Source organism: Haloferax chudinovii, assembly GCF_042663345.1.
Taxonomy (GTDB): Archaea; Halobacteriota; Halobacteria; order Halobacteriales; family Haloferacaceae; genus Haloferax; species Haloferax chudinovii.
The window spans coordinates 15,550-29,771 of the sequence record NZ_JBHTAB010000006.1 but is presented as its reverse complement, the minus strand read 5'-3'; the positions used below and the strand labels follow the sequence as shown (position 1 = coordinate 29,771).

The following is a 14,222-nucleotide window of genomic DNA, read 5'->3' as shown; positions in this document are numbered from 1 at the left end:
TGGTGTGCTCCTATCGAATCGGTCGCGTGCGGAGTCGGTACGCCCCGCGCGTGACGCCCTCGTCGTGGTACTCGACCGGTTCTTCGACCACCGCGAGAACGCCCCCGCCCGCGGCGACCGCGGTCGGGATGCCGGGGAGCCCCTCCGTTTCGACGTGCCCCGCCGTCGAATCGAACGTGTGGACCCCGTGGCGGTCGGCCTCCCGCTCTCGGAAGTGCTGGGCGGACGGCACGAACACCCGTGAGCCGGCCGCGACGGCCGCCCGTGCGAACCCGCCGGTGTCGCGGGTCCACAGGCGCTCGCCCCCGTCGAGGTCGACGCCGACCGCGGTGTGTTCGTCGGGGTGTCGCGCGTCCGGGTCGCGGGTCGACTCGGCGAACGTGTTCCCCGTGACGAAGACGGCGGCTCCGTCGGCGACGCAGACGTGGGTCGGATAGGCGTAGACGGTCTCGTCGCCGACGCGGCGCTCGGTGGCGAGGTCGAGCCGCCACCGTTCGTTCCCCTCTGAATCGAGGAGGTAGCCGCGTTTGTCGCCGTGGCTGGCGACGGCCAGCGCGTCGCCCGCGAAAGCCACGTCGCCGACGCGTCGGTCGCCGTCGGTTTCGGGGTCCCACGACGCGACTCGCCCCCCGGTGTGGGCGTCGAGGAGGACGAGGCCGTCCTGTTCGGGGTTCGGACAGCGGTTGTACGCGACGGCGACGCGGTCCCCATCAGCGTCGACTGCGATTGGTGACGCGTGGACGCGTCTGCGCCACGCGAGCCGACCGCCGCGGTCGAATCCGAGAACGACGCTCCGCCAGCGTCGCTCCTCGCCGTCGCGTTCGTACCGCCGGGCGGCGACGACGATTCTGTCGCCGGTCACCGCGAGGTCGACGACGTAGGGCCGGAAGAAAAGCGAGTCTCTCGCCGCGGTGCCCACGTCGTCGGCCGTCGCGTACGTCCAGCGCGCGTCGCCCGTCTCGGTGTCGAGGACGCGAACCAGTCCGTCGCCGCCGCGCTCGCCGACGACGAGGAACTCGTCGGTGGCGGCCATCGATACCACGGAGTGCTCGCCGCGCGTCTCCCAGCGTTCGCCGTCGTCGGATGCGAAGTCGGTAGCAGTCTCCAGCGCGACGACGCGGCCGTCCGCGGTTCCGACGAAGACGGCGTCTTCGGTCGCGGCGACCGCCGAGCGCGCCCAGTTGTGGCGACTGCTCGCGGGGTCGACTTCGCCGAGGTCGCGGCGGGCCGTGAGTGGGGACGATGTCATCGCGGCTCAGTCCTCGACGGGGAAGGCGTCGTGGAGCGTGTGATGAGCCTCCCCGAGGTCGTCGAGGAGCGCGTCTGTGCCCTCGCGAAGGCGGCGAAGCGACCGCTCGGCGTCGCGGACGGCGACGAGTCGGCCGCGGAGGTAGCCGGCTCGCGGGTCGTCGTCGTCGATTCGCGTCGCCTCCTCTTCGAGGTCGACGAGCGCGGCGTCGAGATGTCGCTGGGCCTCGTCGAGCGTGGTCGCGTTCGCGAGCGCCTGAATCGGGCCGGGGTCGGCGTCGCCGAGGTAGTCTTCGAGTTCGGCTTCGGCGTGTCGCTTCGCGTGTTCGTCGGTCGTTCCGGTGATGTTCAACAGCGCCAGTCGGAGCGCTTCGAGTTCTGCGCAGGCCATGATTAGAGTGATTGGTGGACGAGGTTCGAGACGATGCGGTCCCGTTCGAGGTGGGACGAGACGATGCGGTCGGTGTCCTCGGGCGTCACGCCGCCGTACCAGACGCTGTCGGGGTAGACGGCGACGATTGGGCCGTCGCCGCACTGTCCGAGACACGAACTCCGCGAGACGTGGACGTCGCAGTCGTCGGCGTCGCGCACGCCCTGTCTGAGCTGTTCGAGGACGGTCGCCGCGCCGCTCGCGGCGCAGGTCTGGTTCGTGCAGACCGCGACGTGTTTCTCGGGGGCGTCGTGGACGTGCGGGTCGTCGTCGACGTCGCTCCGGTCGGCGTGCTCCGCCTGATGGACGAGCGAGCGGAGCATCGCGCGAGCGCCCCCCTCGTCGTCCTCGTAGCCGGCGAGTTCGACCTTGTATTTGCAGGTGTCGCAGGACATCTCGACGCTCCCCGAGCGGGCCTCTCGGTAGCGGTCGGCGAGCGTCTCGACCACCCGGTCGTCCGCGCCGAGCGGTCCCGACGCGCCGGCGTCGACGTAGGGGTACTCCTCGTCGAACGTCTCGGCGGTGTCCACGATTCGCCCCGTTAACACGCCGTCGCCGAGCATGTACGGGAGGACGACGACGGCGTCCGGGCGGTCCTTGGCGACGGTGTGAAGCGTCTCCTCGAGTCGGGGCGTGGTGACGCCGATGAACGCCGATTCGACGCGGGTGAACTCCCGACCCTCGTACAGCAGGCGCGCCAGTTTGTGCACGTCGCCGTTCGAGTCGGGGTCGCTCGACCCGCGGGCGCAGAGGACGACCGCCACGTCGTCGTCATCGCGGTCGACGCCGAGGTCGGACTCGACCGCCCGCGCCCGCTCGTCCAGCAGGTCGACGACCGACGGGTGGATGCCGAGGTGCGAGCCGAACCGGAACTCGGTGTCGTCGTGGGTCGCGCGGGCCCGCTGAACCGCCAGCGGCACGTCGTTTTTGACGTGGCTCGCGGCGAACAGCGACAGCGGGACGACGGTCATCGTCCGGCAGGTCGGTGCCATCGACTCGATTGCGTCGTCTATCGACGGTTCGGCGAGTTCGATGTACGCCGCGTCCACCGGGACCGACAGCCGCGATTCCAACTTCGCGGCGAGCGTCCGCACCTGCTCGTTAGACTCCTCGCGGCGCGAGCCGTGGCCGACGAGGAGCACCGCGTCGTCGTCGAGCGCCGGGTCGGGCCGTTCGAGACTCATGCGTTCTCCGCCTCTTCGAGGCTTCTGACGAGCTTTCGACGCCGCGTCGGCGCGAACAGGTTCGTCTCGTCGCTCCCCTCGTAGATCCATTCACCGAAGCCGGCGGCCGCGTCGTCGTCGACGCCGAACCAGTAGCCGCCCGACGAGGTCTCCCCAATCTCGCCGGTCGGCGCGTCGACCGGGCAGGCGTCGAGCAGTCGGTCCACGGTTTCGAGGAGCGCTCGGTCGTCGTGGACGAACGAGATGCCGACCGTCCCCGACGAGGACTTGAAACAGACCGTCCCGCAGGATTCGAGCAGGCCGCGGAGGAGCTGTTTTCGCCGGGCGTCGAACACGTCGAAGCGGTAGCCGCCGGCGTCGTCGCCGACGGGGAGACCGAACGCGGCGCTCGCGCTTCGCACCACGCCGCCTTCGACCGTCACGCGGTACTCGTCTTTGACGCGGGTGACGGCCGTGTTGTGGGCGTAGGCTCGCTCCGTCTCCCGGCGGTCGATTTCGCCGCCGCCGGCGATGGCCGCGAGGCGGTTCGCGCAGGTCTCGTCGCTCGTCAAAACGGTGAACTGCTCCCGCTTGATTCGGCCGCCGCCGGCGACGTGGCCCCAGAGATAGGCCGTCTCCGGCGCGCTTTTCAGGAGGTCGTCCGCGGGGGCGACGCGGGAGTCAACGCTCGCGTCCGAGTCGGCGTCCGCGGACGAGTCGTCGGCGTTCGCGTCGCTCACGCGTCCACCTCCCGGACCGAAATCGCCCCCGGCGGGCAGGCTCGCGCCGCGAGCGTCGCGTCGTCGTCGTCCGCCTCGGCGTCACCTTCGAGGAGGGCGACGACCCGCTCGTCGGTGCGCTCGACGCGCACGACGCCGGCCGCGTCGGGGTCGATTGTGGCGAGTCCGTCGTCGTCCTCGACGAATCGCTCGTCGCGGGCGAGACAGGCGAAGATGCCGTCGCAGGCGTCTCGGTCGATTGCGATTTCGAACATCTCAGTACTCGTACTTCTGCTCGTAGCCCCGCGGGGTCACCATCCGGTCGTCCCAGACGTACGTCTCCTCGTTGCCGACGAGCAGGGTCGTCGTCATGTCCACGAGGTCGGTCTCGCCGAGTTCGGGCAGGTCGCCGAGTTCGACGATTTCGACTTCCTCGTCGTCGCGGCCCGCGCCGTGAACGACGCCGACGGGGGTGTCGGGCGCGCGGTGTTCGAGGAGAATCTCACAACACTTCTCGTAGTTCGACCGGCGCTTGCGGCTCCACGGGTTGTAGATGGCGATGGTGAAGCCCTCCTTGGCGGCCGCGTGAAGCCGCGATTCGATGGTCGGCATCGAGGTCAGGTGGTCCGAGAGGCTGATGGTCACGGTGTCGTTGACGAGCGGCGCGCCCAGCCGGGCCGCGCAGGACTGCGCCGCCGGGACGCCCGCGACCACGTCGAACTCGACCATGCTCGCGGTCGCGCCCTTCGATTCGAGGATTTCGAGCGCGAGGCCGGCCAGCGCGTAGACGTTGGGGTCGCCGCTCCCGACGATGGCCACGTCGTTCCCGGCGAGCGCTCGGTCGACCGCCTCCTCGGTCCGGGAGACCTCGCCGCACATCGGCGTCGAGTAGACGTCGTCCGCGCCCTCGACGACGTCGTCGGGGAGGAGTTCGATGTAGGTCGTGTAGCCGACGATGTGGTCGGCCTCGCGGAGCGTGTCTTTCGCCAGCGTCGTCATCTCGCTCGCGCGGCCGGGGCCGAGGCCGACGGCGACCAACTGGCCCGGTTCGCCGTCGAAGTCCTCGATGGTCGCTTCGACCTTCTCGGCGGTCTGTTCCTGCTTCGATTCGCCCGAACTGCCGCCGCACTTCGAAGCCGACCCGCCGTCTGACTTCGCGGACGACGCGCCGCACTTCGAGGTCGTGTCCGACTCGGCCTCCGTCTTCGTCCCGCCGCAGTTCGATTCCGATTCGGTCGCGTCGGTCGATTCCGCCGTCGCTCCGCCACAGTTCGATTCGGTTGTCGTGTCTGAGTCGCTCATGGATTAGAAGTCGTCGACGTCGCGCCCGCCGCGGGGCGTGACGAGATACGTTTCGTAGTCGTTGCTCCAGGGTTCGGTCTCGTGGGTGCCGATGAGAATCGAGGTGCCCATCCCGCCCACGTCGTCGTCGTGGGCTTTCGCGTCGCCGAGGGTCGTAATCGAGAACGTCTCGTCGTCCAGATTCCGGCCGGCTTCGCCGCGGCCGGCGTCGTTGAAGATGCCGACCGGCACGTCGTCGGCCCGCTCCTCGCGGACCACGTCGATGGCGCGTTCGTAGTTCCGCCAGCAGTTGTACAGGACGATGACGAAGCCGCTGATGGCGGCCGCGCGCAGTTTCTCCTCGATTTCGTCCCAGCCGCGCCACTTGTCGGACAGCGAGACCGTACAGAAGTCGTTCGACAGCGGCGCGCCCATCATGGCCGCGCCGCCGAGCGCCGCGGTGACGCCGGGGACGATTTCGATCGGCACGTCGGTCGCCTCGTCCGTCTCCGCCATCGTGAACACGAGGTCGGACTTCCCGTAGACGTTGGGGTCGCCGCCGGAGACGTGCACCACGTCCTCTCCGTTTCGGACGCGCTCGAACGCCTCGCGGGTCAGTTCGACCTGCTTTCCCATCGACGAGCGGACGACCTCCGGCCCCTCGTCGCTTTCTTCGGGTGGGAGGGTTCCGTCGTCGCGGAGGAACTCCTGATAGAGGTTCGAGGCGACGACGCAGTCCGAGGTCGAAATGAGTTCTGTCGCCCGCTTCGTCATGTGGTCGGGGAGGCCGGGACCGATGCCGACGACGTAGAGTGTCCCGTAGTCGTCCGGGACCTCGTTTCGGCCGTCGGACGCCGGTTCGGTCGCTGATTCGGTCGGCTCGTCACCGTCGCTCATCGTCCCACCGCCACGGTCACGGCGTCGTCGTAGCGCCGCTTTTCGACGACCAGTTCGTGGTCGCGGCCGCCGGCGATAGCGCTCGCCTCGGCGATGCCGGGCCAGCCGATGAGTTCCTTCGACCGCGAGGGCGTCGGTCCCTCGAACTCGGACAGCGTCTCTTTTTCGAAGTAGACGACGCCCGCGCCGATTTCTTCGGCGGCGGCGAGCATACCGGGTTCGTCCGCCTTCCGCGTGCCGGTGGCGACGAACTCCACGTCGTCCCAGTCGCGGTCGGCGTCGTCGAGGGCGCGCTCCCACGCCGTCAGGAACTGTGTTTCCTTCGCGCCGGAGACGCTCCCGGTTCCGAGGACGACGCCGTCGTCGCCGTTGCGCTTCAGGACGGTCACGTCGTCGCCGACGAGGACCGCCTTCGGGCCGTCGAGTCGGGCGACGGGACCGAGTTCGTCGTTGAGGACGGCGAGGTTCGTCGCCACGGTCGAATCGCCGTTGACGACGTGGGAGTCGAGCGCCTTCGCCTTGCTCTCGACGCCCTGCTTGCCCGCGGCCTCCGAGGCGGTCGTCATCGCCGGGACGGCCCCGAGCTTCGAGAGGTCGTGGGCGACCTGATTCGCGCCGTGGTGGCCGCCGGTGAGCGGAATCGCCCACGTCAGTTCCTCGTCGACGACGACGACCGCCGGGTCCGCCCACTTGTCGTCGAGGAGCCCGGCGGTCTTCCGCATGGCGATGCCGCTGGCCATGAGGCCGACGAAGCAGTCGTAGTCGCCCCAGTGGTCGGCGAACACGTCGCCGTGGTAGGTGAGGATGTCTATCCGGTCGTAGTCGTCCGCGAGGTCGCGCTTGATTTTCTCGGCCGTGTCGAGCTTTCGTTCGAAGCTGACGATGGCGATTTCGTCGGCGACCTCGCCGTCGCTGTCGGGAGTACTACAGTGGCCGCTTCCGGAGTCGGTGTCGGAGTTCGTGTTAGAGTTGGAGTCGGTATCGCTCATTGTGTATCACGCTCCTGCGGTTCGGAATCGGAATCGGGTTCGTCGTTCGGTGCATCGCCGCCGCGGGCCCAGTCGCCGTAGAGGAACGACCGCTCGTAGTCCGAGCCGTTCACCGCCTCGCCGATGATGACGAGCGCCGAGGCGCGGTAGCCCGCGTCTTCGACCCGCTCGCCGATGGTCTCGATGGTGCCCTCGATGACGTCCTCGTCCGGCCACGAGGCGTGGTAGACGACCGCGACGGGCGTGTCGGGGTCGTGACCCTCGTCCAGCAGTCGGTCCATCGTCTCCGAGACGGCGTGGGTGCCGAGGTAGATGCAGACCGTGGTGTCGCCGAAGCCGACGAAGTCGCCGATGTGGTCCTCCTCGGGCGAGAGCGTCCGGCCCTGCGGCCGGGTGAAGACGACGTGATTCGACACCTCGTTCAGCGTCAACTGGGTTCGGAGCGTCGCGCTCGCGGCGAACGCCGAGGTGACGCCGGGGACGAGGTAGCTCGGAACGCCCGCCTCGGCCAGCGCGTCCATCTGCTCTAAGGCGGCCCCGTAAATCGCCGGGTCGCCGCTGTGGAGTCGGACGACGGTTCGGCCCGACTCGTAGGCGTCGGCCATCAGCGGAATCAGTTCTTCGAGGTCCTTGCCGACGCTGTTGACCTGCTCGGCGTCGGCGCAGAACTCGTCCAACAGTTCGCTGTTGACGAGCGACCCCGCGTGAACCACGAGGTCGGCGTCCTCGACGAGCTTCCGCCCGGCGACGGTGAGCAGGTCCGGGTCGCCCGGTCCCGCGCCGACGAAGGGGATTCCCTCCTCGTCGGTGAAGCCGGTGTCCGCCTCGCTGTCCGCGCTCACGCCGACCCCCCCGATTCGACGCCGTCGAACTCGGCGGTCGCCACGTCGCGCTCGACGCCCTCGCGCTCGGCGTAGGCCAGCGTGTAGTAGTCGCGTTCGGCGAGTTCGTCGGGGTCGTCGGTGACGACCGTCTCGCCTTGCTCCATGAACAGCCGGCGGCCGAATCGAACCTCGTAGCCCGCGTCGGTCAGTTTCTCGTGGGTCGCCGGCGCGTCGGTGACCTTGAACAGAATCATCCGGTCGGGGCCGGTCGGCGCGGAGCCGTTGGCGGCCTCGCGGAGCGCGAGCCCGGTTCCGGACTCGATTTCGACGCCGAGCGCGGTCGCGAAGGCCGTCATCGCGCTCACGCCGGGGACGACTTCGAGGTCGACTTCGGGATGGAACGCGTCGAGGGTGCGGCGGAGGTGGCCGAACGTCGAGTAGACGTTGGGGTCGCCGAGCGTCACGAACGCCACGTCCTCGGACTCGGCCCGGGCGGCCACCTCGGCGGCGGCCTCCTTCCACGCGCGGCGGAGTTCGTCGGGGTCCCGCGTCATCGGGAAGTCGAGGTCGCCGATGCGCTCCTCGGAGACGTGGTTCAGCGCGACTGTCCGGGAGAGCCGGCCGGGCGAGTAGACCACCGCCGCCGATTCGAGCAGGCGTTTCCCCTTAACGGTCACGAGGTCGGCCTCGCCGGGGCCGAGACCGATGCCGTAGACGGTCACAGTCCCTCCGCGTCGCGTCGGCCGACAACGACGTAGACCGGGTTGTTCGACCGGAAACTCGTCGCGCCGGCGAGTTCGTAACCGTGGCTCACCTGCATCTGGACGACCGCCGAGAGCAGGCCGCGCTCGCGGAACGCCTCGATGGCGTCGCCGGCGGGTTCGACCCGCGAGACGTTCATCACGACACGGTCGACGCCGGTCTCGACGGCGTGGTCGAGGACGGCCTCGAAGTTCCGACTGCCGCCGACGAACATCGCGTCGGCGTCGGCCGGAAGCCCGTCGGGAGCCTCCGCCTCGCGGAGCGTCACGTCGGCGTCGTACTCGTTCGCCGCGAGGTTCTTCCGCGTCACGTCCAGCCGGTCCGATTTGCGCTCGACGGCGGTCACGCGCTCGACCCGCCGGGCCGCCTCGATGGTGACCGAGCCGGTACAGGAGCCGACGTCGACGAAGTGGTCCGTCGTCCGCAGGCCGAGTTTGTCGAGCGTGACCGCTCTCACCTCCGGTTTCGTGGGTCCCGCCTTGGCGTCGTGCGGGAGCGTTACCTGTGACATTCGACCTGACAATCCCGGCGCTGTTTGAAAACAATTGTGCTTGGAGTATAGCAAATCAACTTTCATAAAATCGACCCGACGAGTTATTAAATCGAAATTGTCGAAACACAACCTCGCTTGTTCCCGAAAGTTTTACAACCGTGCTTGGTTTTCCTCAATCTGAGTTTATCATGGCAACGGCGAACACCGTCAACGGTCGTATCGAACGCGCTCGAACCGAGCTGTCACCCACGCAGATGGCCGCCGGAGCCCTCTTTATCGCCGCGCTGGGCTTTACGCTCCTGTTCGTGCAGGACCCGCTCGTCCACGACTCGCTCCATAACTTCCGCCACGCGGCCGGCATCGCCTGCCACTGAGGATGTTCGCCGAGTACCTGACGCGGGGAGTGAAGGCGGGACTGGTCGCCGGACTGGTCTTCGGGCTGTTCATGGCCGTCGTCGCCAACCCCCTCGTCGCCTACGCGGACGAACTGAACCACGACGCCGTCGAGGAGAGCGGTCACGGCCACGAGGCCGAAAGCGCTCACAGCCACGACTCCGGCGGCGCTCACAGTCACGACTCTGGAGGAACCCACGCCGGCGAAGGCGGCGGCCACCACGACACCGCGGTGTCGATGGCGGTCACGAAAGTCGTGAGCGTCGCGGCCGGCGGCCTGTGGGGCGTCGTGCTCGGCGGCGCGTTCTTCGGGGTCGCCTTCTTCTTCCTCGAACCCGCGATTCCCGGTCCCGACGCCGCCAAGAGCTACCTGATGGGACTCGCGGGATTCGTCACCGTCTCGGGTGCTCCGTGGCTGGTCCTCCCGCCGGCCGCACCGGGCGCGGAACAGTCGCTTTCGGTGTCGACACGGCTCCCGCTCTACGCCGGGATGATGCTCGCCGGCGCGCTCGCTTGCCTCTCGGCGGGTTACGCCTACACCCGCCTGCGTGAGTCGAGCGGCTCCGGCGCGGCCGTCGTCGGCGCGGCCGCCCCGTTCGCCCTGCTCGCGGTGTTCGCCGTCTTCGCTCCCGAAAACGCGGTTCGCGGGGCGCTGTCGCCGACGCTCGAAACCGGGCTCACCGGACTGTTCGCGTTCGGACAGGTCCTCCTGTGGATGGTCCTCGCGGCGGCGCACGCGCGGTTCCGCCCGTCGAGTGAGTCCGAGTCTGAATCGACGATTCCGACCGCGGGCCGGGACTCGGCTCCCGCGGCCGATTGATGCGCGACCGAACCGACGAGGTCCGCGAGCACGGCTTTACGGACCACGTGCTGGTCTGTACGAACAGCCGGGACTCCGAGTACGCCGACTGTGCCGAGGCCGACGGCCCGGCGGTGTACGACGCGGTGACGGCGTGGTTGCGCGAGCGTGGCGTCTTCTGGTCGCGGGTCCACGTCGCCGAAACGAGCTGTCTCGGCCTCTGTAGCGCCGATGGGGCCGCGGTCGCCATCCATCCGCGGAACCGGTGGTACTCGGACGTTCGCCCCGAGGACGTGCCGTCGTTGTTAGCCGACGAGTTCGGCCCCGACGCGTCGAACCTCGGCGTTCGATCCACACGCTGACTACGGGGCCGACGACCTCGGGCGGCCGTCTCGTCACTCTCTTACTCTCGGCTCGTCGTTATCCCTCGACGAAACCGGGGTTGAACGCAGAACAATAATATCGGTGCACTCCTGATTACGGTCCATGGACGAGAAGGACCTTCGAATCCTCAAGGCCATCGGGACGCTCGAATCGGGGAGCCCCGACCGGATAACCGAGGAGACGGGTATCCCGAAGTCGACGGTTCACTACCGCCTCGAACGGCTCCAAGAACAGGGCATCATCAAGAACGACATCTTCGATATCGACTTCGAGAAGGCCGGGCTGAACCTCACGCTCATCACCGAGGTCTGGGCCGAGTACGGCTCTGAGTACCACAAGGAGGTCGGCGACAAACTCGGCGAGGTGCCCGGCGTCAACGAGGTGTACTTCACGCTCGGGGACACCGACTTCGTCCTGATTTCGCACCTCGCCTCGCGCGCCATGGTCGAGGACCTCATCTCCGAGTTCGAGGAGATAGACGAGATTTCGCGGACGAGTTCGACGTTCGTCATCACGACCATCAAGGACGAGCCGAACCCGCTGAACGACTACGAGCTCGAAGAGCTGAAAGCGGCGCTCCTCCCCGACGTGTCGTAACGCGGTCCGCGCCGACTCGCACCCGCGAGTGCGACGATTCGCAGCCGCGCCGGGCCGGGCCCGACCCGCATCCGCGTCCGCATCATTGCTGAATCCGCACCGACACCGCGCTTCGACCGCCGGAAGCGAATCAGTCTTCGAGTTGCTGGGCGCTCAGGTGCGCCTTGGCCTCCGTCCGGGTCGGGAGCCCGCCGGCGACGGCCAGCAGGACGACGCCGAGCAGACACCAGCCGCCGACCATCGCCCACTCGTAGGGCCACGCCAACGCCGAAGGCGAGCCGGGGAGGTAGAGGCCGACGAAGAACACCGTCAACAGCAGTCCGAGCGCGCCGACCGCGTAGCCGGCGGGGAGCTTGAACGGCCGGTCGAAGTCGGGGTCGCGGTAGCGGAGCACGAGGAACGAGACGACGACGAGGAGCCACGCCGTCACCATGCCGAGGCCGCCGGCGTTGACAACCCACACGAGCATCTGCTCGCCGAACAGGGGCGCGAGCGCCGCGAGCCCGCCGACGAGGACGATTGCGGTCGACGGCGTGTCGTGGTCGTCGTGAATCGTCGCGAGTCGCTCGGGGAGCATGTTCGAATCGGCCATCGCGTAGATGGCGCGACTGGCACCGAGAACGAAGCCGTTCCAACTCGTGAGGATGCCCGCGAGGCCCGCCAGCGCCATGATGCGGCCGATGGTCACGCTGTCGAACGCGATTTCCATCGCCGTCGCGGCGGGAAGCGAACTCTCGACGAGCGTCGCGCCCGTGGCGACCTGTCCGGCCGCCCAGATGACGGCGATGTAGAACGCGGCGGCGCAGGCGACCGAGAGCCCGATGAGTCCGCCGAGGAGCTTCGGCGACACGTCGGCCTCGCCCGCGGCCTGCGGAATCACGTCGAAGCCGACGAACATGAACGGCGTCATGATGGCGACCGTGAACACGCCGCCGATGCCGGCCCCCGCGAGCGGCGGCGACGACGGCGAGGTACCGTTGAACAGCGCGCCGAGGAGGAGCGTCAGGCCGGACAGCGTGATGACGAGCGCGAGAATCGCCTGGAACTGCGCGGCCGGGCGGACACCCCGGTAATTGAGGGACGTGATAACCACGGAGCCGATGACGCCCGTCGCGACCCACGTGCCGTAGACCGGCTGGCCGGCGACCGTCCAGAGTTCGAACACGTTGAACCCGGGGACGATGTACGCGAGGGCGCTCGGGAGCGCCACCGCCTCGAACGCGACGACGCTGACGTACCCGAAGATTATCGCCCACGTACAGGCGAACGAGCCGGCCGGTCCCAACGCCCGCATGCTGTAGGCGTGTTCGCCACCGACGAAGGGCATCGCCGAGGCGAGTTCGCCGTAGATGAGCGAGACGACGGACACCATGAACCCGCCGAGGACGAACGCCGAGATAGCGCCGGTGACGCCGCTCTGGTCGATGAAGTACCCCGTCTGTACGATCCAACCCCATCCGATCATCGCGCCGAGTGCGAGCACGAACACGTCGCGCTTCGAGAGGACGCGTGAGAGTTCTCCTGTCATGGTTATGAGTGACATCACCACATTCTAACTTACCCACTATATATCTTACTGTGTTCAATTTTTAGTCTCTATTAGGAACACAGTTCAATAGTTACCCACTATCTGGGACGACAAATCGAGCGACGAGTCACCGGAAAATCGCCAAACGGCCGCCGGTTCGAATAGTAGTCAACTCGTGGAGCAGAAAGAAACGGCGTCCGCACTCGATTCGCGTTCCGGGCGTCGTCGAGGGCGTTACGTTGGGTGTCGCGTCGGGTATTGCTCCGGGTGCCGGGCCGGGCGTCGGAGCGTTTACTCGTCGGTGGGCGCGTCCTCGACCCAGACCGTCTTCGTGTTGACGAACTCCCGAATCCCGTGTCGGGAGAGTTCGGTCCCGTAGCCCGAGTCCTTCGTCCCGCTAAAGGGGACTCGCGGGTCCGACGCGACGACGTGGTTGACGGCGACGTTGCCCGCAGTAAGTTTCGTCGTGAGCGCCTCGCCGCGCTCGGCGTCGGCCGTCCAGACGCTCGCGCCGAGGCCGTAGGGCGTGTCGTTCGCCACCCGGACCGCCTCCGCCTCGTCTTCGACTCTGATGACGGTGGCGACGGGGCCGAACAGCTCTTCGGTCCTCGCGGGCGCGTCTTCGGGCACGTCGGTCAGCACCGTCGGCGGGTAGTAGTGGCCCGGTCGGTCGAGCGGTTCGCCGCCGAGGCGGAGCGTCGCGCCGGCCTCCACGGACGCCGCGACCTGCTCGTGGAGCGTCTCCATGAGGTCCGCCCGGGCCTGCGGCCCCACGTCAGTCTCGGGGTCGGTGGGGTCGCCGACGGTCAGCGCGCGCATCTCCTCGGTGAAGCGCTCGACGAACTCGTCGTAGACGGCCTCGTGGACGAGAAAGCGCTTCGCGGCGATACACGACTGGCCGTTGTTCTGCGTTCGCGCCCGCGCGGCCCGCTCCGCGGTCGCTTCGAGCGGTGCGTCGTCGAGGACGACGAAGGGGTCGCTCCCGCCGAGTTCGAGCACCGTCGGCTTGAGTTCGCGCCCGCTCGTCTCCGCGACGGCCCGCCCGGCGCGGGTGCTCCCGGTCAGGCTGACGCCGCGGACCCGGTCGTCTTCGATGACGCCGGCGACGCGCTCGGCGGGAATCCGTAGCGAGGTGAACACGTCGTCCGGATAGCCCGCCCGCTCGAAGACGGAGGCGATGGCGTCGGCGCACCCGAAGACGTTCGGCGCGTGCTTGAGGACGGCGACGTTTCCGGCGGTGATGTGCGGGGCCGCGAACCGAAACACCTGCCAGAACGGGAAGTTCCACGGCATCACCGCGAGCACCGGGCCGATGGGCTCGTAGGAGACGTAGGTCTTCGACCCCGGCACGGTGCCGATGTGTTCGTCCTGCAGGAACTCGGCGGCGTGTTCGGCGTAGTAGTCGCAGACCCACGCGCACTTTTCGACCTCGGAGACCGCCTGCTCTATGGGTTTGCCCATCTCCGCTGTCATCAGCGTCGCGTACTCCTCGCTGTTTTCGCGCAGCACGTCGGCCGCGGCGGCGAGCAGTTTTTCCCGCCGCGAAATCGGCGTCTCGCGCCACGATTCGAACCGGTCCCACGCGGCGTCCAAGCGCGCGTCGACCGTCGCTTCGTCGTGCTCCTCGTGCGTCTCGATGACTTCCTCGGTTGCGGGGTTGATGGATTTCATGGTCATCTCTCGGGAGCGCGGCGGTCGCTCGCGACTCCCACATG

At 68.2% G+C, this 14,222-nt stretch carries 17 protein-coding genes; 4 read left to right on the top strand and 13 right to left on the bottom strand.

Annotated features, from left to right (window positions below):
* Positions 1–10 precede the first annotated feature (10 nt).
* The 11 genes from ACFQI8_RS11930 to cbiT are packed head-to-tail and all read right to left on the bottom strand — an operon-like array spanning position 11 to position 8,824.
* Positions 11–1,249, bottom strand: a complete 1,239-nt coding sequence (locus ACFQI8_RS11930) for an outer membrane protein assembly factor BamB family protein (protein WP_390245032.1) — start codon at positions 1,247–1,249, stop codon at positions 11–13.
* 6 nt (positions 1,250–1,255) lie between these two features.
* The gene (locus ACFQI8_RS11925) at positions 1,256–1,639 is read right to left on the bottom strand and encodes a DUF3209 family protein (RefSeq protein ID WP_390245030.1); all 384 of its coding nucleotides are present in this window, start codon (positions 1,637–1,639) and stop codon (positions 1,256–1,258) included.
* A gap of 2 nt (positions 1,640–1,641) precedes the next feature.
* The gene (locus ACFQI8_RS11920; RefSeq protein ID WP_390245028.1) at positions 1,642–2,862 is read right to left on the bottom strand and encodes a CbiX/SirB N-terminal domain-containing protein; all 1,221 of its coding nucleotides are present in this window, start codon (positions 2,860–2,862) and stop codon (positions 1,642–1,644) included.
* On the bottom strand, positions 2,859–3,581 hold the full coding sequence (locus tag ACFQI8_RS11915; protein ID WP_390245026.1) for a cobalamin biosynthesis protein: 723 nt from the start codon (positions 3,579–3,581) through the stop codon (positions 2,859–2,861). Before ACFQI8_RS11915 ends, ACFQI8_RS11920 begins: the two co-directional genes overlap by 4 nt.
* Positions 3,578–3,835, bottom strand: coding sequence for a ferredoxin (locus tag ACFQI8_RS11910; RefSeq protein WP_390245024.1), 258 nt, complete (start codon positions 3,833–3,835; stop codon positions 3,578–3,580). Before ACFQI8_RS11910 ends, ACFQI8_RS11915 begins: the two co-directional genes overlap by 4 nt.
* A gap of 1 nt (position 3,836) precedes the next feature.
* Positions 3,837–4,862 carry a precorrin-3B C(17)-methyltransferase gene (gene cobJ, locus ACFQI8_RS11905; protein WP_390245022.1) on the bottom strand — a complete coding sequence of 342 codons (1,026 nt, stop codon included), beginning with the start codon at positions 4,860–4,862 and terminating at the stop codon, positions 3,837–3,839.
* Between the two features lie 3 nt (positions 4,863–4,865).
* On the bottom strand, positions 4,866–5,738 hold the full coding sequence (locus tag ACFQI8_RS11900) for a precorrin-3B C(17)-methyltransferase (RefSeq protein ID WP_390245020.1): 873 nt from the start codon (positions 5,736–5,738) through the stop codon (positions 4,866–4,868).
* On the bottom strand, positions 5,735–6,727 hold the full coding sequence (gene cbiG, locus ACFQI8_RS11895) for a cobalt-precorrin 5A hydrolase (protein WP_390245018.1): 993 nt from the start codon (positions 6,725–6,727) through the stop codon (positions 5,735–5,737). Before cbiG ends, ACFQI8_RS11900 begins: the two co-directional genes overlap by 4 nt.
* Positions 6,724–7,569, bottom strand: a complete 846-nt coding sequence (cobM, locus tag ACFQI8_RS11890; protein ID WP_390245016.1) for a precorrin-4 C(11)-methyltransferase — start codon at positions 7,567–7,569, stop codon at positions 6,724–6,726. The genes cbiG and cobM overlap by 4 nt, the downstream gene beginning before the upstream one ends.
* Positions 7,566–8,273, bottom strand: coding sequence for a cobalt-factor II C(20)-methyltransferase (locus ACFQI8_RS11885; protein ID WP_390245014.1), 708 nt, complete (start codon positions 8,271–8,273; stop codon positions 7,566–7,568). Before ACFQI8_RS11885 ends, cobM begins: the two co-directional genes overlap by 4 nt.
* Positions 8,270–8,824 carry a precorrin-6Y C5,15-methyltransferase (decarboxylating) subunit CbiT gene (gene cbiT, locus ACFQI8_RS11880; RefSeq protein ID WP_390245013.1) on the bottom strand — a complete coding sequence of 185 codons (555 nt, stop codon included), beginning with the start codon at positions 8,822–8,824 and terminating at the stop codon, positions 8,270–8,272. The genes ACFQI8_RS11885 and cbiT overlap by 4 nt, the downstream gene beginning before the upstream one ends.
* A gap of 170 nt (positions 8,825–8,994) precedes the next feature.
* Between cbiT and ACFQI8_RS11875 the strand changes: the two genes are divergently transcribed.
* The 4 genes from ACFQI8_RS11875 to ACFQI8_RS11860 all read left to right on the top strand — a co-directional run bounded on the left by ACFQI8_RS11875 (position 8,995) and on the right by ACFQI8_RS11860 (position 10,979).
* Positions 8,995–9,180 carry a CbtB domain-containing protein gene (locus tag ACFQI8_RS11875; RefSeq protein ID WP_042664716.1) on the top strand — a complete coding sequence of 62 codons (186 nt, stop codon included), beginning with the start codon at positions 8,995–8,997 and terminating at the stop codon, positions 9,178–9,180.
* Positions 9,181–9,182: 2 nt separating this feature from the next.
* Positions 9,183–10,019, top strand: coding sequence for a CbtA family protein (locus ACFQI8_RS11870; RefSeq protein WP_390245010.1), 837 nt, complete (start codon positions 9,183–9,185; stop codon positions 10,017–10,019).
* Positions 10,019–10,360, top strand: a complete 342-nt coding sequence (locus tag ACFQI8_RS11865; RefSeq protein WP_390245008.1) for a (2Fe-2S) ferredoxin domain-containing protein — start codon at positions 10,019–10,021, stop codon at positions 10,358–10,360. The genes ACFQI8_RS11870 and ACFQI8_RS11865 overlap by 1 nt, the downstream gene beginning before the upstream one ends.
* A 124-nt stretch (positions 10,361–10,484) precedes the next feature.
* Positions 10,485–10,979: an Lrp/AsnC family transcriptional regulator gene (locus ACFQI8_RS11860; RefSeq protein WP_390245006.1), complete on the top strand. Its 495-nt coding sequence runs from the start codon at positions 10,485–10,487 to the stop codon at positions 10,977–10,979.
* A 130-nt stretch (positions 10,980–11,109) separates the two neighbouring features.
* Here ACFQI8_RS11860 and ACFQI8_RS11855 read toward each other — a convergent pair whose 3' ends face one another.
* The gene (locus tag ACFQI8_RS11855; RefSeq protein WP_390245004.1) at positions 11,110–12,522 is read right to left on the bottom strand and encodes an APC family permease; all 1,413 of its coding nucleotides are present in this window, start codon (positions 12,520–12,522) and stop codon (positions 11,110–11,112) included.
* 276 nt (positions 12,523–12,798) lie between these two features.
* A complete protein-coding gene (locus tag ACFQI8_RS11850; RefSeq protein WP_390245002.1) occupies positions 12,799–14,178 on the bottom strand; it encodes an NAD-dependent succinate-semialdehyde dehydrogenase in 1,380 nt (459 codons plus the stop codon).
* Positions 14,179–14,222: the final 44 nt, after the last annotated feature.